The organism is Nocardioides pini (assembly GCF_026712185.1).
GTDB lineage: Bacteria > Actinomycetota > Actinomycetes > Propionibacteriales > Nocardioidaceae > Nocardioides > Nocardioides pini.
In genome coordinates this window covers 659,324-685,487 of record NZ_JAPPUX010000002.1, presented here as the reverse complement: position 1 = coordinate 685,487, position 26,164 = coordinate 659,324, and the positions used below count along the sequence as shown (strand labels likewise).

Sequence of the window (26,164 nt, the reverse complement as noted above, 5' to 3'; positions counted from 1 at the left end):
CCGATGACCTCCGCCGGGACCTACGTCCGCAAGGGCTTCGTCGACGGCGCCGCCGCGGCCCGCGGGGTCGAGCGCCTCGGCGACGCCGGCCCGCCGCTCGTGGACGAGCTCGCCGCGGCGGCCGACCCCGACGCCGCCCTCGACGGGCTGCTGCGACTCGTCGACGCCCTCGACAAGCAGTCGGAGGGTTCCGGGCAGGCGATGCTCGCCGAGGTCGCCGACGACGAGGGCACCGCGATGCGGCTGTGCAGCGTGCTCGGCGCGAGCACCGCGCTCGCCCACCACCTCGTCCGCCACCCGGAGCAGTGGCGCGAGCTGACCGACCCGACGCTGGGCAGCACCCGCACCCCGGCGTACGCCCTGCGCGAGGCGATGCTCGGCGTCGTCGGCGCGGACCCGCGCGCCGACGAGCCCGTGGCGGAGGTGCCCGACAAGGAGGCGGTCGACGCCCTGCGGGTGGAGTACCGCCGCCACCTGCTGCGGCTGGCCTCGCGGGACCTCGCCCACCACGTCGGCCTCGACGACGCCGCCGCCGAGATCTCCGACCTGGCCGCCGCGACCCTCGACGCCGCCCTCGCCGTCGCCCGCGCCCGCGTCGGCGAGCCCGCGCACGCCGTGCGCCTCGCGGTCATCGCGATGGGCAAGTGCGGGGGCCACGAGCTCAACTACATCTCCGACGTGGACGTGGTGTTCGTCTACGAGCCGGCGGGGTCGGGGTCGGGGTCGGGGTCGGGTGGCGCGGACGACGGCGTCGCGCTGCGGGCGGCCACCCAGCTCGCCTCGCACCTGATGCGGATCTGCTCCGACCACACCCGCGAGGGCACGATCTGGCCGGTGGACGCCAACCTCCGGCCGGAGGGCAGCCAGGGGCCGCTGGTCCGGACCCTCGCCAGCCACCAGGGCTACTACGAGAAGTGGGCCAAGACCTGGGAGTTCCAGGCGCTCCTCAAGGCGCGGCCGGTGGCCGGCGACGCCGACCTGGGCCGTCGCTACTGCGAGATGGTCGCACCGATGGTGTGGAGCGCCGCCGGCCGCGACGGCTTCGTGGCCGACGTGCAGGCGATGCGGCGCCGGGTGGTGGACCACATCCCCGCCCACGAGGCGGAGCGGCAGATCAAGCTCGGCTCGGGCGGCCTGCGCGACGTCGAGTTCGCCGTCCAGCTGCTCCAGCTCGTGCACGGCAGGCCCGACCCGTCGCTGCGGGAGGGCGCGACGCTGAGCGCGCTCACCCGGCTCACCGAGGGCGGCTACGTCGGCCGTGAGGACGGCGAGAAGCTCCACGAGGCCTACACGTTCCTCCGCACGCTCGAGCACCGCATCCAGCTGCACCAGCTGCGGCGCACCCACGTCCTGCCCGACGACGAGGCGTCGCTGCGGCGGCTGGGCCGGTCGATCGGCATCTACTCCGAGCCGGCCGCCCAGCTCGAGCGCCAGTGGCGCCACCACCGGCGCGAGGTGCGCCGGCTGCACGAGAAGCTGTTCTACCGCCCGCTGCTCGGCGCCGTCGCCAAGCTCCCGGGTCCGGAGGCGCGGCTGTCGCTGGAGGCCGCCGAGGCCCGGCTGTCCGCGCTGGGGTACGCCGACCCGCGGGCCGCGCTGCGCCACCTCGAGGCGCTGACGAGCGGCGTCTCCCGCACCTCCGACATCCAGCGCACGCTGCTGCCGGTGCTGCTGGAGTGGTTCGCCGACTCGCCCGACCCGGACGCGGGGCTGTTCGGCTTCCGCCGGATCAGCGAGAGCCTGGGGCGCAGCCCGTGGTACCTGACGATGCTGCGCGACGAGGGCGAGGTCGCCCAGCGGCTCGCCGTCGTCCTCGGCACGTCGCGCTACGCCACCGACCTGCTCGAGCGCGAGCCGCAGGGCGTGAAGATGCTCGGGGAGTCGCTCGTCCCGTTGAGCGCCGAGGCCGCGCTCGCGGAGATGCAGGCCCTCGTCGAGCGGGCCGAGACGCCGGAGGCCGCCGTCGCGGCGGTGCGTGCCGTCCGCCGTCGCGAGCTGCTGCGGATCGCCTGCGGGGACCTCGTGGCGGGCACCGACGTCGCGCTGGTCGGGCAGGGCCTGAGCCGGCTCACCGACGCGACGCTGCAGGCGACGCTCGACATCGCGACCGAGTCCGTGCGCCGGCAGCGCGGGCTGGACGCCCCCGCCGCGCGGATCGCGGTGATCGCGATGGGCCGCTACGGCGGCTTCGAGCTGTCCTACGGCAGCGACGCCGACGTGATGTTCGTGCACGAGCCGGCCGACGGCGTCGACGCGCAGGCCGCGTCGTCGTACGCCACCGCTGTGGTCACGGAGGTGCGACGCCTGCTGTCGCTGCCGGCGAGCGACCCGCCGCTGGAGGTCGACGCCGACCTGCGTCCCGAGGGCAAGAACGGACCGATGGTGCGCACGGTCGAGTCCTACGCCGCCTACTACGCGAAGTGGTCCCACGTGTGGGAGTTCCAGGCGCTGCTGCGGGCCGACGCCGTCGCGGGCGACCCCGACCTGCGCGCCCGCTTCACCGAGCTCATCGACCCGCTGCGCTTCCCGGTCGATGGGATCCCGGACTCCGCGGTGGTCGAGGTGCGCCGGATCAAGGCGCGCGTCGACGACGAGCGGCTGCCGCGGGGCGCCGACCGGCACACCCACCTCAAGCTCGGGCGGGGCGGCCTCGCCGACGTCGAGTGGACGGTGCAGCTGCTGCAGATGCGGCACGCCGGCACCGTGGAGGGGCTGCGGACGCCCCAGACGCTGCCCGCGCTGCAGGCGGCGGTCGACGCCGACCTGATCTCGGCGGACGACGCCGCGACCCTGGCCGAGGCGTGGCGGCTGGTGAGCCGGGTGCGCAACGCCGTGACCCTCGTCCGCGGCCGCCCCTCCGACCAGCTGCCCCGCGACGCGCGCGAACGCGCGGCGGTCGCGCAGGTCCTGGGCTATCCCCAGGGGGCGTCGGACCAGTTCGTCAACGACTACCTGCGCACCACGCGACGCGCCCACGCGGTGGTCGAGCGAGTGTTCTGGGAATGAAGCCTTTTGCTTCATCCGTGGACAAATGAAGCAATGACCTTCATCATCGGGGGATGGCTGAGACCGTCGTGGCGACCCTGATCGGGGACCTGGTCAGGTCCCGATCATCGCAGGACCGCACCGTCCTGCACCAGCACCTCGCCGCGGCGCTCGCCGAGGTCAACGACCTGCTCCGACCGCTGCGACCGATGTGGGTCACCGTCGGTGACGAGTACCAGGGTGCCTTCGCGACGGTCGCCGAGGCGGTGCAGGCGACGCTCCTGGTGCGAGTGCGGCTGCTCCCGGCGTACGACATCCGGCACGGCATCGGCTGGGGCGCGACCACCGTGCTCGACGGCGAGGCGGGGATCGAGGACGGCCCGGGCTGGTGGGCCGCCCGCGCCGGGATCGAGGCCGTCGCCAGCGCCGAGGCGAGCCCCGGTCAGCGCTGGCTCCGCACGGCGTACGTCGTCGCGGAGGGGGCGGCCGACGCGCCCGACCCCGGGCTGGTCAATGCCGGGCTGGTGCTGCGCGACGAGCGGGTCACCGGCCTGTCGGAGCGCTCGGTGTCGGTGCTGCGTGGTCTGCTGTCCCACGTGAGCCAGCGCGACGTCGCCGAGGCGTTGGGCATCAGCGCGTCCGCGGTGTCGCAGCGGGTGCGCGCCGACGGACTGGCGGCGATCGTCGCCGCCCACGACCTGCTCGCGCCCGGCCGCGGGCGCGACACCGGAGAAGGAGATCGATGAGCTGGCTCGGGATCCTGCTGATCGGCTTCGCGGTCACCGACCTGACCCACTCGGTGCGCCGCACGCGCTACCTGCCCGAGTGCGTCGGGGCGCTGGTGGCGTTGTGCGTCGGCCTGCTCGCGGGGCTGACGTCCGGACGCGACGTCGCCGCGCTGCTGGTCATCGTGGTCGTCGTCCTCGTGTGGGGGCTGACCGTGACGTGGGGCTTCGGCCATCCCGGCCCGAAGGCCGCGCGACTGCCGCTGGGCGTCTTCCTCGCCTCGCTGGTGGGGGTGATCGCCTGCTCGGGGCTCGCGCCGTCCGCAGGGGGCCCGCTCGCGCGGTGGCTGGAGTCGCTCGCCATCGCCGACCTGGGCTCGATCTCGGCCGACCGGTTCCTGCTGCTGGTCGGCGCCTTCGCGATCCAGCTGTCCACCGGCAACGTGCTGGTGCGGCTGGTGCTCAAGGCGACCGGCACGATCAACCCGCGATCCGACGGCGGGATGCCTCCGACCCAGCTCAAGGGTGGCCGCCTCCTGGGCCCGCTCGAGCGGGTCTTCATCCTCGCCCTCGCCCTCGGCGGTCAGGTGACCGCGGCCAGCGTCGTCGTCGCGGCCAAGGGGTTGCTCCGGTTCCCCGAGCTGTCGTCGCGCCACGAGCAGCAGACGGTCCACGAGATGACGGAGTACTTCCTGCTCGGGTCGTTCGCCTCCTGGCTGGTCGCGCTGGGGTCGTTCGTTCTGGTGGCCTGAGCTACTGCCGGGACGGGGCGTGCTGGCCCACCGCTGCCAGGTCCTCCTCGCGGGTCCGCATCGTGCCGCGGCCGGTCAGGATCCGCTGGCGGAGGCTCTCGGTGATGTAGTGCCGCCAGGCGTCGTGGCAGACCTCGAAGCACTCGTCACTCGCGGCCAGGCCCTCGTGCGTGAAGGTGACCGTCGTCCCGTCGCCCGTGCGGGTGATGTCGAAGCGCCCCGTCGTCCCGATCCACTCCTGCTTGTCGTCGATGAAGTCGAGGTGGCCGTCGGTGAACTCCCACACGACGCGCTCGCCCGCGACGAGCTCGACGGTGCGCTGCTTGGAGTAGTGGAGGTCCGGCACCAGGTAGAACCAGTCGGCGCCCAGCTGGTCGGTGGCGCCGACGATGTTGGTCGCGCCCCACCAGGAGCGGACGTCGACGATGGCGTCGTACGCCTCCTGCGGCGTCGCGTCGACCGTGATGGTGTGCGTGAGGTCGTTCATGTCGATCCTTTCGTGGTCTGGTCCTGCAGCGCCTCGGCGAGGCGCTTGATGCGCTGGAGCCGGCCGTCCCATGCGGTGCTCACGGCGTCGAGCTGCGCGAGCGCCCGGGCGAGCTGCTCCTCGTCGATCCGGTAGTGGCGCTCGCGTCCGGCGGTCTGGCCGTGCACGAGTCCCGCCCCGTCGAGCACGGCCAGGTGCTTCGCGACTGCCTGCCGGCTCACCGGGAGCCGCTCGCTGAGCGAGGTCGACGTGCCCGAGCCCGCGGCCAGCAGCAGGTCGATCACGCGTCGGCGGGTGGGGTCGCCGATCGCCGACCACAGCGCGTCGTCGACGGGGGCGCTCATGACCGGACCCCCACCGCCGTGGCGTGGGCGACGAGGCGGGGGAGGAAGTGGTCCCACCCGTGGACGTGGTCCTCGTAGGTCGCCTCGCGCACGGCGTCCGTCCAGCCGCGCTCGCGGAACCCGGTCTCCCGGAAGCGCACGAGCGTTCCGTCTCCCTGGGGCACGAGCTCGAACGTCACGAGCAGCGAGTTGCCCTCGGCCGCGTCCTCCCCGGCGGGGTGCGTCCAGCGGAACGAGAAGCGGGTGGGCGGTTGCACGTCGACGACGGTGAACGCCTCGACCTTCCCGCCGTCCGCGTCGGCGAACAGGATCTCGCCCTCCGAGCCGACCACCGTCTCGTAGCGGGCGTCGTCGGACCACCACTGCTTCACGTGGTCCGGGTTGCTCACCACGTCGAAGACGATCTCCGGTGCCGCCTCGACGTAGAGCTCGCGCTCGATGGTTCCCAGCTCCATGACGCCCTCCTGCAACTAGTGGTTGCGTTTCACGCTACGCCCGGTCGCCGGGAAGCGCAACCATTGATTGCGCGAATCGAGCGGGTTGTCACCCCGCCCGGGGGAGGCTCCGACGGGCGGACGCATCGTTGGATCGCACGGTGAAGCCGCACTCCAGCTCGGGGGCGGCGGTGAGGTGGCAGTGGAACGGCGCCCTCCGAGGGGCGGTCACGGCCGCCCCGGCCGCAGCCGTGGCGCTGTGGGACGTCCAGGCGGCCGCGGCACTGGCGGTCGGCCTGCTCCCGGTGTGCTCACTGCCGTTGGCGCCGGGTCGCCCGGCACGCCTCCGGTCCGGCCTCGTCGGCGTGCTGGCGGCTCTCTCGGTCTTCCTGGGCGGGTTCCTCGCCCAGTGGCCGGTCGTGGCGACCCTCGGTCTCGCCCTCGCCGGCGGCCTGCTGGGCCACGTCGTGGCAGCGCGCCCGGGCCCGGTCAGCATGCTCGGTCTCGTCATCTGCCTGCCGTTGTTCGCCGTGGGGCTCAGCTACCCGGGGGCCGGGGAGGTCGCAGGACTCGCGCTCGACCTCTTGGTCGGGACGGCGTGGTCGGTCCTGGTCGCGCTGGCCTGGCCGGAGCACCCCGCACCGCCGGCCCCTCGAGCGCCGACGCCGCCTCCCGCGCTGCTGGTGACCTACGGATGGGTCGCCGGGGTCACCGGTGCCGTCTGCGCCGCCATCGGCTTCGCCGCGTCGCTCGAGCACGTCGGGTGGGCCCCCGCAGCCGCGCTCCTGGTGATGCGCCCGGACCCGCCGACGCAGAGGCTGCGGTCCCTGGACCGCCTCGGCGACGTGGTCATCGGCGCGCTGGCAGCGATCGCGCTCGTCCTCGCCGACCCTCCCGACTGGGTGTACGGCGCCGCGATCCTGCTGGTCATGACCGCGGCGACGGCTGTCGCGGGGAGCCGTTGGTACGTGCTGCCGACGCTCACCACCTGCCTGGTCTTCATCATGCTGCTCGCGCGCGACCCCGGCGACGCCGCGATGCGGTTCTGGGAGCGGGTCGTGGAGACCGGGTTGGGCGTGGGCATCGCAGCCGTCGCCGGCTTCGTGGTGCTCCCCGCGCTCGTGCGTCGGCGTGCCTCTCGCCCGGACCGGCAGGCCCGGACATAGGTCGTCTGCCCGATCCTCGGGGCGGGGTCTTAGGCGGAGGCTGGGTCCGTCGAGCCCGTCGGAGAGGAGCTCTGGATGTCCACTGCAGACGCGCGACGCCTCACCGCTCGCCCGTCAGGTCGTCGCGCACGGCGCGTGCGGCCGCTTCGGTCCGGTTGGCGACGCCCAGCTTGGCGATGAGGTGGGAGACGTGCACGCTTACCGTTTTGGGGGACATCCCGAGCTGCTGCGCGATCTCGCGGTTCGTCAGGCCGTCGACCAGCAGGTCGAGCACGTCCGACTCACGGGGAGTGAGACCGTGCGAACCCGGCGGGTGTCCGACCGCCCCGACCCGGCTGCTCCTTGCGAGGGCCTCGACGCGTCGTCGCAACGGCTGGGCGCCGAGGCGGTCAGCGAGGGCGTGGGCCTCGCCTAGGAGATCGCGTGCTCGCGTGCGGTCGTCGTCGCGGACCGCGCACTCGGCCGCGAACAGCAGCGCGTGCGCGGCGTCGTACGGCCGGTGACGTGCGGTCCACCGGGTGGCGATGCCCCACCACCTGTCCGTGGTGTCGTCGTCGTCCACCCGTCGCAGGTGCTCGGCCAGCTCGTCTCGCCTGAGCTGGTGCACGACATTGCGCCCGGGCGGGGCAGTGGTGTGGAAGGTGGTCGCGTCGCGGGCCAGCGCTCGGGCTTCGGGGTCGACGGGCGCCCTGTCGACGCCGGAGCGGAGACCGGACACGAGCGCGTTGCACAGGGTGTCCGGCGGGTCGCCCGGATGGTGGAGGGTCACGGCCCGCAGCACGCTGAGACACACCTCGCGACCGTCGCCCTCGGCGGCCGCGACCTCGGCCTGCAGGATCGCCCGCAGCTCGGCCTCCTGGGACCAGCGCTGCCCCGGGGGTGTGCCCGGAGGGGGCGCCGGGATGGCGTCGAGGTGCACCCGGGCGGCGTCGACGTCTCCGATGCGGGCACTCCGGATGCCGGCGACGGCGTTCCACCACGAGGCGATGTCGCCGCCGAGCCTGCCCTCGGTGGCGTGGTCGAGGTCGTCGCGCGTCTCCTGCCAGGCGCCGGTCCACAGGTGCATGACGGCACGGAGCATGTGCTGGACCACCCACAAGTGGGGATGCAGGTGAGGATCGCGGGTCACGGCGAGCGTCTCGTCGGCCAGCAGGAGCCCGTCGTCCGTGCGCTCCGCGTTGACCAGCGCGTTCAGGAGGACGCATCGGGCGTGGAGCACTCGCGCGGGATGCCGTCTCCTCGTCCAGGCCAGCTGCCGCTCGGCGAGCAGCACCGCCGCATCAGGGTCACCGCGACAGCACTCGAGCCACCCGAGCAGGTCCCACGCGTCCGCAAGCACGCCCACGTCGGCCACCTCGCTCAGGTCGTCGACCACTCGGTGGAGCATGGCCTCTGCGAGGTCCGGCAGGTCCTGCAGCCACTCGTCCGCCAGGTGCACCGTCACCTCGGCCACCGTGCAGTCGACCTCGCGCGCCCGGAGGCGCGTCAGCGTTGCCTCGGCCTCCGACGGGGGCACGACGCGCCCGTACTCCTTCAGCATCGCCCGCTGCGCTCGCCAGAGGAGCAGACGCAGCCACAGGGATCGGAACCAATCCTGTTCGTCCGCGAGCTCGCGCTCGAGCAGGTCTTCGATGTCGTGCAGGTCGCCGACGGACCAGAGTGCCGCGTAGGCGCGGCTCAGAGCGGCATCGCGTGTCAGCCCGTCGGGTCCGGCGGTCGCGGCGGGCCAGCGGGCGAAGGCTCGGTGCCACCACACGCTGCGTGCCTGGTCATCCTGCGTGAGGTCGGCGGCTCGGGCGGCGGCGAGCGCCGAGGTGAAGGCGTCCCCGGTCCCGGCCGCGTCGTGGTGCCTGGCGCGCTCCATCACCACCTGCAGGTCGTGACCGTCGCGCCCGGCGAGCGCGTCGAGGTAGCAGGCCCACGCCTCGTGCCACCGTCTGCGGTCCTCCGCGAGGACGGTGCGCTCCACGGCGTCACGCAGCAGGGCGTGGTGGAAACGCAACCCGTCGTTCGTCGGGTCGAGGACGAGCAGGCCGCGACCGCGAACCTCGCTCAGGGCCGCCGTGAAGTCGTCCCCCAGACCGCTGACGGCTCGCAGGCCGGACGGTGTCAGCAGGCCTTCGCCGACGGCTGCCGCTGCGAGGACCTCGCGTGCCGGTGCCGACAGCTGGTCGAGGCGTGCCTGCAGCACCGCGTGGAGGGAACCCGCGACCTCCCCGCGGGCCGTGACGAGCTGCTCGACGTAGTAGGGCATGCCGTCGCTGAGCACGCAGATGCGGTTCACGACGTCCGCGGGCAGCGACTCATCGAGCTCCGCGATCTGTTCGACGACCTGGCGCCCGGAGAGAGGTCCGAGCTGCACGACGTCGGCACGGCGACCCAGCTCCGCCAGGGCCTGGGGCATCCCGCCGGGGGTGTCCGGGGAGGTTCGGATGGTCGCCACGATCAGCAGGGGACAGGTCGCCACCCGCTCGGCGTACAGCAGGAGGTCGCGGGTGGCCCGGTCCAGCCACTGGGCATCGTCCGCCAGCCAGCACACGGGCCGGTCGAGCGCCTCGACCAGCCGGAGCACGGCGGCCATGATGTCGGCGCGGTCCACGTGATCCGCGGGCGGATCCGCTACTGCCGGAACGAGCAGGCCGAGCACGGGGGCGTCCCGGCCGACGCGCCTGCGCACCTCGGCCGGGCCCAGCGCTCGGGTGACGGCCCGCACCAGCTCAGCGGCGCCACCGAAGGGCACCTCGGTCCCGTCCAGCGGCACCCCGTGGCTCGTCAGGCACAACCACGGCGCGCCGAGGGAGCGTGCCAGCTCCTCGGCAAGACGCGTCTTGCCGACGCCGGGCTCGCCCAGGACCAGGACGGTGCGCACTGCACCCTCCGCGGCGATGCCTGCAGCACCTCGCAGCGCCTGCAGCTCGCGTTCTCGGCCAACCATCCTGGCGCGCGTCACGGCCACGCGCTCAGGGTGCCTCCAACCCGACCCCGAGGCCACCCCCGAGCGCGGTGCCTGGCGCGAGCCCGGTGCCAGACTTCCCGCATGGCCGCACCTCGCCAGATCGTCATCCAGCCCTACGACCACCAGTGGCCCTCCGAGTTCGAGAGGGTGAGGGACAGGCTGCAGGAAGGGCTCGGTGACGTCGCGGCGCGCATCGACCACATCGGCTCGACCTCGGTGCCCGGGCTCGCTGCCAAGGACGTCATCGACGTGCAGGTCACCGTCGAGGACCTGGCAGACCGACGGCTGGTTCCTGCCTTCGAGGGGCTCGGCGCGACGCTCACCGAGATCACCAGCGACCACGTCCCGCCCGGCGACCGCAGTGGGCCTCGAGCGTGGGAGAAGAGGTACTTCAGGGCCCCCGCGTCGTGGCGGCCGACTCACCTGCACGTCCGCGAAGCCGGTCGAGCCAACACCCGGTACGCGCTGCTGTTCCGCGACTACCTGCGCCACTCGACGCCCGCCGCCGCTGCGTACGCCGAGATCAAGATGACGCTGTCTCGCCTGCACCCGGAGGACGTGGACGCCTACTACGCCGTGAAGGACCCGGTGTGCGACCTGGTCATGGATGCCGCGGAGCAGTGGGCGGACGGGGTGGGTTGGTCTCCCTGAACCGAACCACGGCGACAGGCGAGTCGACCCAGCTGGAGGAGGAGACCCGGATAACGTCCGTGGGTGGCCAGTCGTCGCTCCAGTGCTCGCCGACGCGGGTCGTCCGCCCGTCGCCAGGGCACGCGACAGCGCCAGCAGCCGCTGCCGATCGCCGGGCCGGGTGAGCGGGTGTGGGTGCTCGACATCCCCTACGGGACGCAGGTCGACGGTGCCACCTGGCACCCTGCCGTCAGGACCCACCTCCACGTGGGGCGCGACCTGCCCGCGCACCTCACGCCGTACGCCCCGGGGCCGCACACGCTCGGTCGGTTCGTCGAGAACACCCTGAACCCCGACCATCCGGCACCCGGCCCCGAGCCGGTCGGGGACCTCGAGCCCCGGAGGATCCAGTTCGAGGCGGCCGACGCCATCGCGGCCCGCGCCAGTGCCGGGGGACGGCAGTTCCTGCTCGCCGACGAGCCCGGCGTGGGCAAGACGATCTCGGCGGTCCTCGGGGCGACGGCGGTGGGCGACCTCCGCGGCGCGAGACGGGTGCTGGTCGTGGCCGACCGGCCGGCCGCCATCACGATCGGGCACTGGTGCCGGACGATCACGGCGCTGGGTGACGGCGGCCTGGAGTGGGTGGTGATCACGTGGGACCGGCTCGAGAAGGTCGCGGGCCACACCTGGGACGTGATCATCGCGGACGAGGCGCACGCCCTGCGCCGTACGACGACGAAGCGGTGGAAGCTGTGGGCACGGATCTCGGGACACGGGCGGCCGCACGACGAGGCGCCGTTCGTCATCGCGACCACAGCCACGCCCGGACACACGCCGCTCGAGCTCCCCTACCTGGCTCCGGCCTACGCGCAGGCGCTGGGCGAGTCGATGCGGGAGTGGACCTCGGCGACGAAGCCCGGGGACACGTTCGCCACCGCGCTCGAGCGCCACGGCGTCGGGGTCGAACGTGGTCGCTACGGGCCGACGTGGACGACCGACCGGGCGCGGCGCGCTGCCGACCTCAAGCTCGTGCGTGGCTGGCTCGACGAGGAGCGGCCCCCGGCGATGCTGCACCGTGCCGCGCCGTGGGGACCGGTGCCGATCTCCGGCATGCCCGTGACCCTCACTCCGGCGGAGCGAGCGGCGTACGAGGCCGGGTGGGGAGAGTTCTGCCGCGAGATGGACATCGCCCGGCGGGGCCGCGACGTCGCCAGGGGCCGCGCCGCGCTCCTGCGCTTCCGGCAGAAGGCCGGGCTCATCCGGGTCGACTCGACGGTCGCCTGGATCGCCCAGCAGGTCGAGGCGGAGCGACAGGTGGCGTGCTCGGTCGAGTTCGTCGCGACCGCCGCCGACCCGATCTCCGACCGGCTGCGTGACGCCGGCATCGAGGTCGCCACCATCTACGGCCGTGACCGGTTCGACCCGGAGGCCGAGCGGCTGCGGTTCCAGACCGGGCAGGCGCGGGTCTGCGTCTTCACCACCGTCGCCTCGATCAGCCTGCACGCAGGCGAGACCCTCGCCGACGGCCGCAGTGCGAGCACGGAGCCTCGGGTCGGCGTGTTCCACCAGGCCCGCTTCTCCGGCATCGCCGGGCGGCAGGTGACCGGCCGCACCCACCGCGACCACCAGGTCTCGCCGTGGCACGTCGCGTACGCCGAGGGGACCGTCGAGGAGCGGGTCGGCAGGGTGATGGTCGAGCGGATCGCCGCCGCCTCGGACACGGTGGGTGGTGACACCACCGGCCTCGCGGACCTCGCCCAGCTCCTCGGCGCCGACTGGTTGCCCGTCACGACCCTGACCGAGGGCGACGCCTGAGCGGCTCGGCGCCGGTCAGCTCCGGTCCTCGTCTCCCGCGTGGCGCCCGAGCCCCCATGGGTTGTACGCCGAGTGGTGCAGGCCCATGTCGGACTGCCAGGCGTCACGGTCGTACGTCGTCCTGCCGCCGTAGCGCTTCTGACGCCAGCCGGCCCACACCAAGAGGCTGACGGCCAGGACCAGGAGGATCCAGTAGATCATCGCGACCACCTCGTCTCCGAGGATAGTCAGCGGCGGCCCCGAGGTCACGGTGGTCCAGTCACTGTCAGACCCCCGGGGTCCGCGGGCGCTGCCTAGACTCCGGGCCGTGCCCGACCGACCCGAGATCGTCTGCATCTGTGGCTCCACCCGCTTCGCGGAGGAGATGGCTGTCGCCAACCGCGACCTGACCTTCGCCGGTGCGATCGTCGTCGCGCCGGGCGTCTTCGGGCGCACGGACGGCGGGGGAGCGGGGGAGCCGATCACCCAGGAGCAGAAGACCGCGCTGGACGCCCTGCACCTGCGCAAGATCGACCTCGCCGACCGCGTGCTGGTCGTCAACCCGGGTGGCTACGTCGGTGAGTCCACGGGCCGCGAGATCGCGTACGCCCGTGAGACCGGCAAGCCGGTGTCGTTCACCGAGCCCGGCTGAGCCGCCGACGCGATCCGGCGAGCGGCGTCAGAGCCGCAGCACGCGACCCGCGACGACGAGGTGCACCTCGTCGCAGGCGGCCGCGACGCGCTGGTTGACGACACCGAGCAGGTCGCGGAAGAGCCGGCCGGAGCGGTGCTCGGGCACGATGCCGAGCCCGACCTCGTTGGTCACCAGCACGACGTCGTGCTCGCAGCGGCTGAGCGCGTCGACCACCTCGTCGGTCCGGGCGAGGACGAGGTCGTGGACGGCGTCGGACTCGTGCTCCCAGGCGTCGTCCGCGTCGATGATCGCCGTGAGCCAGGTGCCGAGGCAGTCGACGAGCAGCGGGTCGCGGGCGTCCGTGATCACGCGGGCGAGGTCCTGCGTCTCCAGCGTGCCCCACGCGTCGGGGCGGCGGTCGCGGTGGGCGTCGATCCGGGCGGCCCAGTCGGGGTCCTGCTCGCGGTCGGGCGGCGTGCCGGTGGCGACGTACGTGGCCGGGGCCCCGCCGATGAGGTCCTCGGCATGGGTGGACTTGCCCGACCGCACGCCGCCGGTGACCAGGATCCGCATGGCGCGCATCCTGTCAGAGTCGGCGGGGGGATCGGACGCCGAGGCACGCGCCGGCGATCGACCTGCAGATCAGGGCGACGGCCCCGACCGACGGCTACGCCGTGGCGGCCGCGAGCACGAGCACAGCGAGGGAGACCTCCACGGCCGCTCCGAGCACGTCGCCCGTGATCCCGCCGAGGCGTCGTACGCACCGGAGCAGCAGCGCGAGCACCACCGCCACCATCACCACGACCCCGAGCACCGTCGACCAGGCAGACCCCAGCCCGTGGCCCGCGAGGCCCACGACGGCCAGCGTCACCAGCAGCGCGCCGACGGCGGCGACGACCGGCACCGAGCCGACATGGGTCACCCCGAGCCCGTCCGCGCGGGCCGCGGGCACCCCGCGCACGCACGCGAGCGCCAGCGAGGCCCGGGACGCGCACACCAGGATCCCGACGACCCACCAACCGTGGTCGTGGCGCGCGACGGCTGCGAGCCCCGCCGCCTGCAGACCCGCGACGAGCACGACCGCGACCACGCCCGCGGGCCCCACCGGGCCCGTGCGCATCACCTCGAGCGAGCGGGCGGGGGAGTAGGAGGCGGTGAGGCCGTCGGCGGTGTCGGCCAGGCCGTCCCAGTGGAAGGCGCGGGTGCCGAGCGCCAGCACCAGGAGCACGACGTACGCCGTCGCGAGCGGCGGCAGTCCCACCCAGCCGGCGACCAGCACCACGGCGGCCGCGGCCAGCCCGAGGGGGAGCACCGCCAGCGGCGCGAGGACCATCGCGACACCGGCGACCCGACCGTCGACCCGGCTCGGCGGGGGCACGCGGACGGCGGTGAGCGTGCCGGTGGCCAGCAGCCACGCGTCGCGGACGGTCACGAAGGCAGGATCTCCGACAGCAGCGCCACGTCGCGCAGCACGGCGATCCCGGAGCGGAGCACCGGCAGCGCCGCGACGGCGCCCGAGCCCTCGCCGAGGCGCATGCCGAGGTCGAGCAGCGGCTCGAGCCCGAGGGACTTGAGCGCGTGGGCCTGGGCCGGCTCGGTCGAGCGGTGGCCGGCGAGCCACCAGGCGGCTGCACCCGGCGCGTGGGCCTCGGCCACGACCGCGCACGCGACGGACATGAGCCCGTCCAGCAGGACCGGGACGCCGCGCGTCGACGCCTCGACCAGGAACCCGACGGTCGCGGCGAGGTCCGCGCTGCCCAGTGCGGTGAGCACCTCGACCGGGTCGGAGGTGCGGCCGTCCGCACGCTCGAGCGCCTGTGCCACCACGTCGCGCTTGCGGATCCAGCCGGCGTCGTCGACGCCGGTGCCGCGACCGGTCACCTCGTCGGCCGGCAGGCCGAGGGTGGCCGCGACGAGAGCGGCGGCGACGGTGGTGTTGCCGATGCCCAGGTCACCGGTCATCAGCAGCTGCGCGCCGTCGTCGACGAGCTCGCCGGCCAGCTCGGCGCCCAGCGCGACCGAGCGCTCGGCCTCCTCGCGGGTCAGTGCGTCGGCGAGGTGGATCGCTCCTGAGCCCCGGCGGACCTTGCGGGCCGTGACCTCGGCCGGCAGGTCGTCGAGGTCGGCGTCCACCGCCACGTCGACCACCGTCACGGCGACGCCGTGCTCGCGCGCCAGCGCGCTGACGCCGGCGCGGCCCGCGACGAGGGTGCGCACCATCGCCTCGGTGATGGCCGGCGGGTAAGCCGAGACCCCGTGCGCCGCGACGCCGTGGTCGCCGGCCAGCACCACGAGGCGCACGTCGGTGAGCGGCCGCGGTGGCACCACGCCCTGGGCCGCCGACAGCCACACGCCGACCTCGCCGACCCGGCCGAGGGCGCCCGGCGGCGTGGCCAGGCCCGCGAGGCGCTCGCGGGCGAGGGCGGCGATCTCGGGTGACGGCGGGGCGACGTGCGACATCTCGTTCATGGCGTGAGCAGCCTAGTGACGGCCGTGTCCGCGCCACCTGCCAGTCTTGCCCGCGTGACCGGCCACTCCGTCCTGCAGCTCCCGGTGCCGGCGCTGGAGGGATGGGTGCGCGCTAGGACCGCGCACTACGACGCGGGCTTCGTCTCCACGGACCCACGCTTCGGCCACGCCCACATCACGGCCCTCGGACCGTTCGCGCCGGCGCCCAGCGCGACGGACCTCGCGACCGTCGCGCGGCTCGCCAGCGCGACCCCGCCCGTGCGGGTGCGCCTCGAGCGCCTGGGCGAGTTCCCGAACGGGATCATCCACCTCGTGCCCGACCCCGACGACGAGCTGCGCGACCTGACCGCGCGCCTGGTGGCCGCCTTCCCCGCGTGGCCGCCGTACGGCGGTGAGTTCGGCGCCGACGTGCAGCCGCACCTCACGGTCGACGCCGCCTCCTTCGACACTGCCTCCGGCTCCGCTCGGGACCGCGTCGACCTCGCCTCCACGGCGACGCTGCTCGCGGGCGTCGTACCCGTCGAGGTCGTGCTCGACCGGCTGCAGCTCGCCTGGTGGGAGACCGACCGGTGCCACGTGATGGCGGAGTGGCCGCTCGGTCGTTGACCGGCGCGCGGACCCGCATGGCAGGATCGCGGCATGGCTTCTTGGGCACACCTCGAGATCACTGTCGACGACCAGGGCAACGTGGAGGTCGGCGGCTACAACGCCGACCCCGAGGCGCTCGTGGAGGGCACCGAGTCGTGGGAGGACCTCCTGTCCACCCTCGGCGTCAACGGCTGGGAGCTGGTGCAGGTCATCCCCGGCGTGGAGACGACCTACTGGTTCAAGCGTCACGCCTGACGGCGGCGTGAGGTCGGCATGAGCGATCTCCAGGACCGCTTCCGGGCGGCATCCGCGTCGGCGGACTGGATCTTCCACCGCCCGCCCTCGACACCCGCGGCGATGCTCCGCGAGCTCGCCGACCACGCCGAGGCCCACGACCTCGCGTGGGACCGCTACGGCGAGCGCGGTGCGGTCGCCCAGCTCGAGACCGAGGTCGCCGCGCTGCTCGGCAAGCCGGCCGCGGTGATGTTCCCGAGCGGGGTCATGGCCCAGCAGGCGACCCTGCGGGCGTGGTGCGACCGGGCCGGTTCGCGCCGCGTGGCGCTGCCCGACCTGTCGCACCTCGTGCACCACGAGCAGGACGGGCCGCGCCGGGTGCTGGGCCTCGAGCTCGAGTGGCTGACGACCGGCCGGCGCACCGCGACGGCGGACGACCTCGCCGCGGTCGGCGGCCGGCTCGGTGCCGCGATGGTCGAGCTGCCGCTGCGCGACGCCGGCTGCCTGCTGCCGTCGTGGGACGAGCTGGAGGCACTGTCGGCCGCCGCCCGCGAGCGCGACGTGCGCCTGCACGCCGACGGGGCCCGCATCTGGGAGTCGGTGCCCTACTGGGACCGCAGCCTGGCCGAGGTCGCCGCGCTCGTCGACTCCATGTACGTCTCGCTCTACAAGGGGCTCGGCGGTTCCAGCGGCGCGCTCGTGGTCTGCCCGGACGACCTCGCCGGGGAGCTGCGCTCGTGGCGCCAGCGGATGGGCGGCACGCTCTTCTCCCTGACCGCGCCGGCGGTGGGTGGGCTGATCGGCCTGCGCACGCACCTCGACCGCTTCGGCGACTACCGCGCGTGGGCCGTGGAGCTCGCGGCGGCCCTGCGCGAGCAGGGCTTCCGCACGTTTCCCGACGAGCCGCACATCGGCACGTTCCTCGCCTACGCCCCCGGCACGGCCGACGAGGTCAACGAGCGGGTCGTCACCTTCGTCGAGGAGCGCGGCGTCGTCGCGTGCGGGCTCTGGCGCGACGCGGAGGTCCCGGGCTGGGTCGAGACCGAGCTGACCTGCTACGAACCGGCGATCCGCCACGACCCGGCCGAGGTGGCCGCCACGATGGCGGCGGCCGTCGCGGGCCCGCGCGGGTTCTGACGACGGGGCACGGGTGCCCTACATTCCTCCCGTGAGTGCCCAGGCCCCTTCCGCAGTGATTCTCGTCCGCGCGACCAGCTTCGTCCCCAACCCGGCGACCGCGGCGGACAACGCATTCCAGGCCGACGCCCCTGCCGGGCAGTCGGCGGAGGCGACGGCGGCCAAGGCGGTGGCCGAGATGGACGCGCTGGCCGAGGCCCTGCGCGCGGTCGGCGTACGGGTCCACGTCTTCGACGACGACGACCACACCCGCCCCGACAGCGTCTTCCCCAACAACTGGGTCTCCACCCATGCGGGCGGCACGGTTGCCGTCTACCCGATGTACGCCTCGAACCGCCGCCACGAGCGTCGCGCCGACGTGCTGGAGATGCTGAAGTCGGAGTACCGCGTCCAGGAGATCATCGACTACTCGGGCCTCGAGCCCGACGGGGTCTTCCTCGAGGGCACCGGTGCGATGGTGCTCGACCACGTCTCTCGCGTGGCCTACACCGCGCGCAGCCACCGCGCCGACGTCGCGGTGCTCGAGCGCTTCTGCACCGACTTCAACTACGAGCCGATGGCCTTCGACGCCGTCGACTCCGACGGCGTGCCGGTCTACCACACCAACGTCATCGCCTGCATCGGCACCGACGTCGCGATGATCGCGCTGGACATGATCCCCGACGAGCACCGGCGCGAGCAGGTGCGCGAGCGGCTCGCGGTGACCGGCCGCACGATCATCGAGCTGAGCGAGGACCAGATCCGCGAGTTCGCCGGCAACGCGGTGGAGCTGTGCGGTCGTACGCCCGCGGGCAAGCGCCGCTACGTGATGGCGATGTCCGCCCGGGCGAGGCGGTCGCTGCTCCCCGAGCAGGTGGCGGCGATCGAGGAGACCTGCGAGATCGTCGCGGTCGACATCCCGACCATCGAGCTGGCCGGCGGGTCCGTGCGCTGCATGATCGCCGGCATCCACCTCGACCGCCGGCCGCCCCTGGCCGAGGCCGAGCTCACCGAGGCCGTCGAGGCGATCAACGAGGACAACCCGGTCACCCCCGACGGACGCTACGTCGACGGCAACGCCTGACGGTGGGGTTCGGGTGACTGGGCCAGGAGTGTCACGTCGTCCAGGTTGAGCGTGTCTCGAAGGCGCTGCGAACCGCCGCGAGTCGGAAACGGGTAGGTCGCGCGCGGCTGGGATCCGTCCATTCGGCTTCGCGAGCGCCACCGCGTGCCCGTGATCGTTGGCCGCTCTGATCAAAACGCTGCGTGCCACAGGCCGGCGCGTAGCGAGTCGAGATCGAGAGACTAGCGCCGGTCCCGCGACGCCACGACCGGCTACTCGACCCGCTCCCAATAGCTCAGGACCACCTTGTCGAGAAGCAGGAACTTGGGCTCGGTCCATCCTTCCACCCAATCGGTGAACTTCAGGGAACCGTCGTCCTGCACCACGACCTTCGCCTCGGTGTAGTCCCCTGCCTGGGGCGACCAGCGGAAGGTCACTCTGTCGCCGTTGAGGGTGTAGGAGGCGGTGTCGGACTCTTGTTCACCTGCCCGAGTGCCAGACGTGAGGTGATGGGTCCGCGTCAGTGTTCCGTTCTCCAACACGATCCGGTAATCGCCCGCGTTGATGTCGATGAACGCCTCGTCATGGATACCTGCGCGCCCTATCTCACGGGGCGTGGCGCTGAACTCGTAGGTTCCGTTCAGGCGTGGGCCGGCGGTGGACTCGGCCGCGCCGGCGCCCGCGCAGTTGGTGATTGGATCGTCGGCATCGATGCCTGTCTTCATGTCGGTGATTGCGTCGATGAGGTCGGCTGTCGTCCCCACCGACCGGAGGTCCTGGACGACTGGGCGCGCCACGGCCTGCCATTCTTCCAGCTCGGCGGGAGTGGCAGCCGCGATCTTGCCGCCGTTGGCACAGAAGACTTCGGCACGGGCGGCATCGCTGTCGGTGGTGGCAACGGCCCAGGTCGTCGTCTCACTCGCTGCGGTCCAGAGGGACTCCAGTTGGGCAGTCGACAGCTCGAGCGCACTCTCCTCGTTGAGAACGATGACGTCGTACTTTGGGAACAGGGTGAGGTTGCCGGCCGTTTGGTCGAACTTGAGCTCGAGGTCGTACTGGGACTCCGAGACGTCGTAGGACATCGAGTCGTCGAAGATCGGCGTGGCTCGCGTCGCCGTCAGGAAGGACCACACGGCCTCCGACTGGGGTGAGCGCACCACCGTTCCGCGGAGGTCGTTCACGTCCGTCACGGCCTTCGCCTCCGTGAAGAGATGGCGCATGCCTTCGGGGGCGATTCCGAGGCCGATCAGTTCGATCTCGTCCAAGCCGGCCAGGAGGTCGGGGACGAGGTCACTCGTGGCGACGGCGTTTGCCAACGAGGTCGTGTCGATCAAGAGAGGGGTGTTTAGCGCCTGGAGGGTGGTGACTCCGGCGGTGTCGAAGGCGCGGCTCGCGACCATGGCGAGGTCTGCGGTCCCGCTCGAAACCGCAGTCACCGCGTCCGGCTCATGCGGCGCACCGGAGAAGTCCGGCGTGATCGTGATGCTGGGGTCCGCGCGCTGCACCTCCTCGACGAAGTGCTTCACGAGGGCCCCTCCTGGCGTGTCTGCCCCGTCGTATGTCACCAGCGTCAGGTGTACCGGTTCAGCGGACCGAGGCTCCGCGGGACGCGCGCACCCGACGAGGAGCGTGACCAGCGTGACGCAGACCCCCATCGCGCGCAGCGTGCCAGCGGACATGCGGATCATCCTCGTTCCTCTGCTTCGGCTTGACGAGTGGCCGGCCCGGGCCAAGGGTCCGGGCCGGCACGTGGCGATCACGGCAGGTGCAGGTCGTCGGGAAGGTTCCCGGTGACCCCATCGGTGCCGGTCACGGGCACCTCGGCGTACACGCCGCCACCCAGCACGGCACCGCCGGGCGAGACCGACCCCGAGTTCCCTGTGACGATCGAGCCGGTGAGGTCGACCGACGGGTCTTCTCCCCAGAGCGGTCCGGCCCACAGTCCGCCGCCACGGACCTCGGCGTTGCCGGATCCGTCGAGCGCCGTCGCTACCGACCGGTTGTCGGCGACATGGGACGCCCTCAGCGATAGGTGGGTGCCGTCGGCCGCGAAGATGCCACCGCCCCAGACCCTGACGGATCCGTGGTCTGCGCTCGCGGTGCTGATGTTGTCGGTGACAGTCACGTCCGTCAGGTCCGTCACCCCGCCGTCGCCGTTGCCGCACCCGCAGAGGAAGAGTGCGCCGCTCAGCGCCGCGGTGCCGTGAGCGGTGTGGAGCGTCGCGCTGTTCCCGCTGATCGTCACGCCCCTCATGACGGCGTGGCCGTCGACTTCCACGATGCCTCCCACGGGAGCGACGTTCTCGGTGGTGCCCACTCGCGCGAACAGGGTGTTGTTCGTGATGTCGGTGTCCTCGAGCAGGAGGCCCTCGCCGCCGTACTGGTAGTGCAACGCTGCGTCGATGACGAGCGGCTCTCCGGCCGGTGCGTGGGCGACGACTCGGTTGGCTGACAGCACCGACCCGGTCATCGTGAGCTGGGTGTTGCCCTCCATGAAGACGCCGCCCGATTGGGCCGCCATGTTGACCCCGGCAGGCCAGGCGGTGACTAGCCGTGCGGTGTTGCCCGCGATGTGCGAGTCGGTGATCGTGGTCGGTCGGGAGCTGTCGCCGATCGTGATCCCTCCGCCTTCAGCCCAGCGGCCGATCGTGTTTGGGGCGGGGGCGGCGGTGTTGCCCTCGATCCTGGAGCGGGTGATGTCGACAGGGCCGATCGCACTGAAGATGCCACCACCGTTGGCGTCGCTGGCACTGCCGCCCGCAAGGTTGTCGGCGACGGTGGCATCCACCAAGGTCAGCCGGCCAGCCGTCGCGATGCCACCGCCGAAGGCCCCGGCGTAGGGGCAGTCACCCTCCGGGCACTGCGCACCCGAGGGCGACGGGAGGGTCGTGGAGGGGATGGCCCTGTTTCCCGCCACCGTCACTCGGCGGAGGGTGAGGCTCGCGCCGGCACCCCTGTTGCCGTTGGAGAACGGTACGAGGATGCCGCCGCCGAACGCGTTGTAGCCGGTGGCTTTGCCACCCAGTCCTGTGCCCGTGTTGGTCCCGCCCCTGATGGTGAGGTCGGCGAGCTCGACGACCGGCCGGTACTGCGAGCTGGCGGCGACGGTCAGCACCGGGCCGCCTCCTTGAATGACCGTCTCCTGCTCCCCAGCGCCGACGACCGTGATGCTCTTGTTGATCGTGATCCCACCGGCGAAGGTGCCCTCGGTCAGGGTCACCACGTCACCGTTGACGGCTCGGGCCACCGCCTCGCGAAGCGAGTCGAAACAGCGATCCACGTGGCCGGACACACACGCGTGCGGCGGACCACCCGCTGCGGTCGCCGTGGGCGCCGCGGTGAGACCGATTGAGGTGACGACGGTTGCGCCGCCGATCAGCCATATCCATTTCCTCATCTCGTCACTCCGTTCTGCGTCAGGACACCCGGCGGAGTGCCGGGCCTCTGACGCGACGGTGTAGTCCTGCGGAAAATTCCCGGTAAATCGAGCGGATCGCGAAGCAGTGACCCCGACTAGATTGGCTCCATGGCGGGCGTCGCCCACGACGGAGAACGTGCCCTCGACCGCCGGCACCGGGTGGTCCTGTGGGCGCTGGCGATCTCGCGCCCGCATGCGGCGACTGTCGACCGGATCGCGGATGCCCTGTGGCGCGGCGCCCCACCGGCCACCAGTGACAAGGTCATCCAGGGCAGCATCTCGCGGCTGCGGAAGGCGTACGGGAGTGACGCCATCAAGACGGTCGACAACGGCTACCGCCTCTCCAGCTCGGTCGTCACGTCATGCGACCACTTCGAGAGGCAGGTCGTCCGGGGCCGGCACCTGCTCGATGTAGGGCAGTCCGACCGCGCGGCTTTCGTCCTCGAGGACGCCTTGGAGTCGTGGTCCGGCCCACCGTTCCAGGACCTGGACCATTGGTCGCCCGGGGTCGCCGAGCAGGGCCGGTTGAGCGAGTTGATGAAGCAGGCGGAGGAGCTGCGCGTCGATGCGCTCCTCGCGGCCGGGCGCGCTGCCGAAGCGCTGCCGCTGGCACGGTTGCTCGCGACAACGGAACCCCTGCGCGAGTCGCGCTGGTTGGCCTGGGCGACAGCGGCGTACCACACCGGCAACCAGGCCGACGCCCTTCGAGTGCTGGATGACTGCCGCACGACACTGCGTGACGAGCTCGGGATCGACCCCGGCGACGAGCTCGGGAACCTCGAGGTGGCCATCCTGAGACGCGACCCGGCCCTCATCCCACGGCCTCCCGATACCGGGTCCGAGACCTGCCCGTGGCGGGGGCTCAACGCCTACGAACCGTCCGACGCCGAAGAGTTCTTCGGACGCGACGCCGACGTGGCCCACGGGTTGCGGGCTTTCGAACAGGCGGGGGTGCTGACCATCGCCGGCCCAAGTGGCATCGGGAAGTCCTCCTTCGTCCGTGCCGGACTGCTGCCCGCCCTCGTGCGATCCGGGCTGGTGGTCCACGTGACGACGCCGCAGGCCGGTCTCGCGGTCGACGGTTGCGACGTCCTCGTCGTGGACCAGGTCGAAGAGCTGTTCGCGCTCGACGCCGAGCAGGCCGCCGAGTCACTGCGCCGGATGGAAGCCGTGCCATTGGTGCTGGCCATCAGGACCGACCGCATCTCGGAGGCGTCCCGGTTCCCGACATTGGCCCGGCTGCTGGAGCGCGGGCTGTTCCTGCTGGGCGGGATTGCGGACGACGGTCTCCGAGAGGTGATCGAACGACCGGCCGCGCAACAGGGACTGGTCCTGGAGCAGCGTCTGGTCGACCTCGTGCTGGACGACGTCGGAGATGAGCCCGCCGCCCTACCGATGCTTTCCCACGCCCTCGTCGAGACCTGGCGCCGTCGGGAAGGACGGACACTGACCATCGACGGCTATCTCTCCGCCGGTGGTCTCCGGGGCGCGATCAGCCACACCGTCGAGTCCCTGTACACCGAGCTCGACGAGCCGCGTCAGCACGAGCTGCGCTCGCTGATGCTCCGGCTGGTCAGCACCAACGACGAGGGCAAGACCTTCCGCGTCCATGTGCAGCGGCACCGGATCGCCGTCGACGACGACCTGGTCGATCAGCTCATAGCCGCGCGCTTGGTCACCAGCGACAACGACACACTCGCGCTCACCCACGAGGCGCTCATCTCAGCCTGGCCGCGGCTCGGTGAGTGGCTCGCCGAGGATGTCGAAGGTCGTCGCCAGCTCCAGCAGCTCTCACAGGCAGCCGCCGCGTGGGAGGACACAGGCAAACCGGCGTCCGATCTCTACCGGGGCACGCGTCTGGATCGTGCAGCCGCGTGGGCGGCGACCACGGCTCTGGAGCTCTCGCGCTCCGAGCAGGACTTCTTGGCTGCCAGTCTCGACGCTGCCCGGACCGAGCAGGACCGCGAGCGGCAGGCCCTCATCCGACAGCGTCGCAGCAACCGCCGGCTACGAGCGCTCGCCTCAGGACTTGCCGCGGTGACGGCGCTCGCCGTGGTAGCGGGTGCCCTCGCCGTCGGTCAGCAGAGACGGGCGGAGCTCGAGGCCCGGTCCTCCTCGACGGCGCGGCTGCAGGCTGATGCAAACCGGGTTGCAGCCCTCGCCCTCAACACGACCGACGCCCAGCTCTCGTTGCTCCTTGCCGTCGCTGCCCAGCGGCTCGCGCCGGGCGTCGTGACGAATCGGAGCTTGTCATCCGTGCTTGCAGCCCGACCCGAGCTGATCGCGACCGCCACGACGATCTCGAACTCTGCGACACCAGCGTCAGGCCTGAGCAACCTGGCGAGCAGCGGCGCACGACTCTACGGACTGGACGACCGACATGTCCTGCACGCATTCACCTCGAGCATGCGTCCGCTCGGCACCGTTGACCTCGGCAACGGCCGGATCGACCGTGGTACGACCCCACTCACGGCGGCCTCCGGCCTCGTGGCGGCTGCGGCCGCGCCGGGTCGCAGGCCAGCTATCGAACTCCTCGACGCCTTCACCCTCGAAGCTGCCGGGATCCGCCTTGAACGGCTCCCGACACAGGGGGCCCGAGTGGACTCGCTCGACCTGTCACCCGACGCACGCACCCTCTCCGCAGCCCTCTCGAAAGGTGAAGAGTCCGTCGTCATGACGTGGCGGCTGCCGAGCGGAGCGCTCGTCGGTGACCCGATCCCGGCGCGGGAGGGCACCCTCGTCCAAACCTCGGACGACGGCCGAACCGTGCTCACCAGCAACCCGGTCCACGCCTATGACGTGAGGTCAGGACGTCTCCTCTGGGACGCCCCTGCTGCCGCCGGACTCGCCCTGCGTGAGGGAGTGGCCGCGGTGTCGACGGTCAACGGATCGCGTATCCATCTGCGCGACGCCGTCACCGGGGAGAGACTGAGCACGCTCGTTGGGAGCCAGGGCGCCGCGACCGACCTGTCATTCTCCCCCGCCGGCACCACGCTCGCGGCGAACGTCGGCGACGGAAGTGTCACGGTCTGGGACGTCGCGTCCGGACGGATCGAGCACAGTCTCCAAACGGGCGCACGGCACGGGGTCGCCTACTCTGCCTACAGCGACACCCTGTACACGGCTGGCGGGGAGCCGGGCTCGTTGCTCGCCTGGGACCTGCAAGGTCGACGCAGCTTCTTGACCCGCATCCCATTCGACGGATTTCAAGCACTGTCAGACGGAACCGTCCGCGTCAGCTCGACCGGTTCGTGGGCCTCGCTCTCGAAGACCGTGCCCGGGAGCCCCGAACTGAGACTTGGACAGCTCCGACCAAACGGCGCCGTACGCGTGATCACACCCCAGAGCACGTGGCGTGGCGTCGGCGCGTGGAGCCCCGACTCGCGACGCTATGCGTATGCCGACGGCGCAGGGCGCCTGCACGTCGTCAATCCGGCTGACGGTTCGGACCTGCGGCACCGACGCGTCGCAGCACGCCCGGTCGTCGACCTGGCCTTCGCCGGCCCGGAGCGGCTCCTCGCCCTGACCGAGGACAACAAGCTCGTCGTTGCCGACGCCGAGACGCTGGAGGTGACAAACCGTATAGATGCGCCGGCTGTGACCACTGGCGTGACAGCCACAAGCCGTTGGGCAGTGGTGACGTCCGCGGCCTCCAAGGGCGGCACGACATGGCGAGTTCCGGTGACCAAGTGGCACCTGATCGACCTGCAGAGCGGCCGCGTCACTGCGGACGGCGCGGTTGGGGTCACCAGTGCCTCGGTGGGTTCACTCTCGCCCGACGACACCCACCTCGGCATCGGCGGGGAAGAAGAAGACCTCTCCGTGTTGACGCTGCCGAAGGGCACCGTCGTTGGGAACAGCGGACCTGGGTCCAGCAACCGGGTCACATCCATCGCGTGGTCGCCGGATGCCTCGCACCTGGTCGCCAGCGTCGCTGCGACTCTCAGGCTCTGGGACGCGAGGCGTGGGCTCGAGATCGCCCAGGTGCGCCTGCCGGCCAGCGAGTCGTCATCATCCGCCGGCTTCGCGGCCGACGGGAGCATCTCCGTCGCGACGCTGTCCGGAAACGTCTACCGCTGGGACCCCTCCGCGGAGGCCGCTGCCGAATTTGCCTGTCGTGTGGCCGGGCGGGAACTCACCCGGGACGAGTGGCGCGACGCTTTCGACGATCGCCCGTACAGCTTCGTATGCCGATGACGTCAACTGTTGTCGGAGACCGAGCGCCACTAGTGCCGGTTCACGCACGTCAGCTAATCGAATTGATCAGCCCCAATGGTTCCGTCGATTGCATTGATCGCTGCCTTGGCACGGTGCTGAACGATCGAAGGCGGGGCGTGCCATGAGAACTGGTCCCGCCGACGGCACCTAC

Annotated in this window: 22 protein-coding genes; 12 read left to right on the top strand and 10 right to left on the bottom strand. The window is 72.2% G+C overall.

All coding sequences use genetic code 11. The features are described 5' to 3' along the window. Positions 1-3 precede the first annotated feature (3 nt). The 3 genes from NYO98_RS09375 to NYO98_RS09365 are packed head-to-tail and all read left to right on the top strand — an operon-like array spanning position 4 to position 4,462. Complete coding sequence (locus NYO98_RS09375) at positions 4-3,006, top strand: bifunctional [glutamine synthetase] adenylyltransferase/[glutamine synthetase]-adenylyl-L-tyrosine phosphorylase (protein WP_268111363.1); 3,003 nt, start codon at positions 4-6, stop codon at positions 3,004-3,006. Between the two features lie 53 nt (positions 3,007-3,059). Further along, positions 3,060-3,731, top strand: coding sequence for a SatD family protein (locus NYO98_RS09370; protein ID WP_268111362.1), 672 nt, complete (start codon positions 3,060-3,062; stop codon positions 3,729-3,731). Beyond that, positions 3,728-4,462 (top strand): hypothetical protein, encoded by a 735-nt coding sequence (locus tag NYO98_RS09365; protein ID WP_268111361.1) that lies wholly within the window; start codon positions 3,728-3,730, stop codon positions 4,460-4,462. Before NYO98_RS09370 ends, NYO98_RS09365 begins: the two co-directional genes overlap by 4 nt. A 1-nt stretch (position 4,463) precedes the next feature. Here NYO98_RS09365 and NYO98_RS09360 read toward each other — a convergent pair whose 3' ends face one another. Genes NYO98_RS09360 through NYO98_RS09350 form a run of 3 tightly spaced genes read right to left on the bottom strand, consistent with a single transcriptional unit; the run spans position 4,464 to position 5,748 of the window. Next, positions 4,464-4,949 carry an SRPBCC family protein gene (locus tag NYO98_RS09360; RefSeq protein ID WP_268111360.1) on the bottom strand — a complete coding sequence of 162 codons (486 nt, stop codon included), beginning with the start codon at positions 4,947-4,949 and terminating at the stop codon, positions 4,464-4,466. After that, entirely contained in the window at positions 4,946-5,293 is a 348-nt protein-coding gene (locus NYO98_RS09355) for an ArsR/SmtB family transcription factor (RefSeq protein ID WP_268111358.1), read from the bottom strand. The genes NYO98_RS09360 and NYO98_RS09355 overlap by 4 nt, the downstream gene beginning before the upstream one ends. Continuing rightward, entirely contained in the window at positions 5,290-5,748 is a 459-nt protein-coding gene (locus tag NYO98_RS09350; protein WP_268111357.1) for an SRPBCC family protein, read from the bottom strand. Before NYO98_RS09350 ends, NYO98_RS09355 begins: the two co-directional genes overlap by 4 nt. A 140-nt stretch (positions 5,749-5,888) precedes the next feature. On the opposite strand from NYO98_RS09350, the gene NYO98_RS09345 reads away from it, so the two are divergent. Then, positions 5,889-6,893 (top strand): FUSC family protein, encoded by a 1,005-nt coding sequence (locus NYO98_RS09345; RefSeq protein WP_268111356.1) that lies wholly within the window; start codon positions 5,889-5,891, stop codon positions 6,891-6,893. A gap of 100 nt (positions 6,894-6,993) precedes the next feature. On the opposite strand, the gene NYO98_RS09340 is transcribed toward NYO98_RS09345, so the two are convergent. Then, the gene (locus NYO98_RS09340) at positions 6,994-9,849 is read right to left on the bottom strand and encodes a helix-turn-helix transcriptional regulator (RefSeq protein ID WP_268111355.1); all 2,856 of its coding nucleotides are present in this window, start codon (positions 9,847-9,849) and stop codon (positions 6,994-6,996) included. An 81-nt stretch (positions 9,850-9,930) separates the two neighbouring features. Here NYO98_RS09340 and NYO98_RS09335 point away from each other — a divergent pair, with 81 nt between their 5' ends. Together NYO98_RS09335 and NYO98_RS09330 are read left to right on the top strand one after the other, a co-directional pair. Then, a complete protein-coding gene (locus NYO98_RS09335; RefSeq protein ID WP_268111353.1) occupies positions 9,931-10,500 on the top strand; it encodes a GrpB family protein in 570 nt (189 codons plus the stop codon). Between the two features lie 63 nt (positions 10,501-10,563). Next, entirely contained in the window at positions 10,564-12,294 is a 1,731-nt protein-coding gene (locus NYO98_RS09330; protein ID WP_268111351.1) for a DEAD/DEAH box helicase, read from the top strand. A 15-nt stretch (positions 12,295-12,309) separates the two neighbouring features. Here NYO98_RS09330 and NYO98_RS09325 read toward each other — a convergent pair whose 3' ends face one another. Then, positions 12,310-12,495, bottom strand: a complete 186-nt coding sequence (locus NYO98_RS09325) for a hypothetical protein (protein ID WP_268111350.1) — start codon at positions 12,493-12,495, stop codon at positions 12,310-12,312. A 106-nt stretch (positions 12,496-12,601) separates the two neighbouring features. Here NYO98_RS09325 and NYO98_RS09320 point away from each other — a divergent pair, with 106 nt between their 5' ends. After that, the gene (locus NYO98_RS09320; protein WP_268111349.1) at positions 12,602-12,925 is read left to right on the top strand and encodes a hypothetical protein; all 324 of its coding nucleotides are present in this window, start codon (positions 12,602-12,604) and stop codon (positions 12,923-12,925) included. Positions 12,926-12,952: 27 nt separating this feature from the next. On the opposite strand, the gene cobU is transcribed toward NYO98_RS09320, so the two are convergent. The 3 genes from cobU to cobT all read right to left on the bottom strand — a co-directional run bounded on the left by cobU (position 12,953) and on the right by cobT (position 15,376). Then, entirely contained in the window at positions 12,953-13,480 is a 528-nt protein-coding gene (cobU, locus tag NYO98_RS09315; RefSeq protein ID WP_268111348.1) for a bifunctional adenosylcobinamide kinase/adenosylcobinamide-phosphate guanylyltransferase, read from the bottom strand. Between the two features lie 94 nt (positions 13,481-13,574). Continuing rightward, positions 13,575-14,339 (bottom strand): adenosylcobinamide-GDP ribazoletransferase, encoded by a 765-nt coding sequence (locus NYO98_RS09310; RefSeq protein ID WP_268111347.1) that lies wholly within the window; start codon positions 14,337-14,339, stop codon positions 13,575-13,577. Further along, the gene (gene cobT, locus NYO98_RS09305) at positions 14,336-15,376 is read right to left on the bottom strand and encodes a nicotinate-nucleotide--dimethylbenzimidazole phosphoribosyltransferase (protein ID WP_268111346.1); all 1,041 of its coding nucleotides are present in this window, start codon (positions 15,374-15,376) and stop codon (positions 14,336-14,338) included. Before cobT ends, NYO98_RS09310 begins: the two co-directional genes overlap by 4 nt. Before the next feature lie 54 nt (positions 15,377-15,430). Here cobT and NYO98_RS09300 point away from each other — a divergent pair, with 54 nt between their 5' ends. The 4 genes from NYO98_RS09300 to ctlX are packed head-to-tail and all read left to right on the top strand — an operon-like array spanning position 15,431 to position 18,398. Then, complete coding sequence (locus NYO98_RS09300) at positions 15,431-15,982, top strand: 2'-5' RNA ligase family protein (protein ID WP_268111345.1); 552 nt, start codon at positions 15,431-15,433, stop codon at positions 15,980-15,982. Between the two features lie 33 nt (positions 15,983-16,015). Further along, positions 16,016-16,219 (top strand): hypothetical protein, encoded by a 204-nt coding sequence (locus NYO98_RS09295; RefSeq protein ID WP_191196112.1) that lies wholly within the window; start codon positions 16,016-16,018, stop codon positions 16,217-16,219. Positions 16,220-16,237: 18 nt separating this feature from the next. Beyond that, positions 16,238-17,335 (top strand): threonine aldolase family protein, encoded by a 1,098-nt coding sequence (locus tag NYO98_RS09290; RefSeq protein WP_268111343.1) that lies wholly within the window; start codon positions 16,238-16,240, stop codon positions 17,333-17,335. A gap of 31 nt (positions 17,336-17,366) precedes the next feature. Then, positions 17,367-18,398 (top strand): citrulline utilization hydrolase CtlX, encoded by a 1,032-nt coding sequence (gene ctlX, locus NYO98_RS09285; RefSeq protein ID WP_268111341.1) that lies wholly within the window; start codon positions 17,367-17,369, stop codon positions 18,396-18,398. Between the two features lie 251 nt (positions 18,399-18,649). Here ctlX and NYO98_RS09280 read toward each other — a convergent pair whose 3' ends face one another. Together NYO98_RS09280 and NYO98_RS09275 are read right to left on the bottom strand one after the other, a co-directional pair. Continuing rightward, complete coding sequence (locus NYO98_RS09280; protein WP_268111340.1) at positions 18,650-20,065, bottom strand: TRAP transporter substrate-binding protein; 1,416 nt, start codon at positions 20,063-20,065, stop codon at positions 18,650-18,652. Positions 20,066-20,133: 68 nt separating this feature from the next. Next, positions 20,134-21,921, bottom strand: coding sequence for a hypothetical protein (locus NYO98_RS09275; protein WP_268111339.1), 1,788 nt, complete (start codon positions 21,919-21,921; stop codon positions 20,134-20,136). On the opposite strand from NYO98_RS09275, the gene NYO98_RS09270 reads away from it, so the two are divergent. Continuing rightward, entirely contained in the window at positions 21,904-25,992 is a 4,089-nt protein-coding gene (locus NYO98_RS09270; protein WP_268111337.1) for an nSTAND1 domain-containing NTPase, read from the top strand. The genes NYO98_RS09275 and NYO98_RS09270 overlap by 18 nt on opposite strands. The last annotated feature ends 172 nt before the right edge of the window (positions 25,993-26,164 follow it).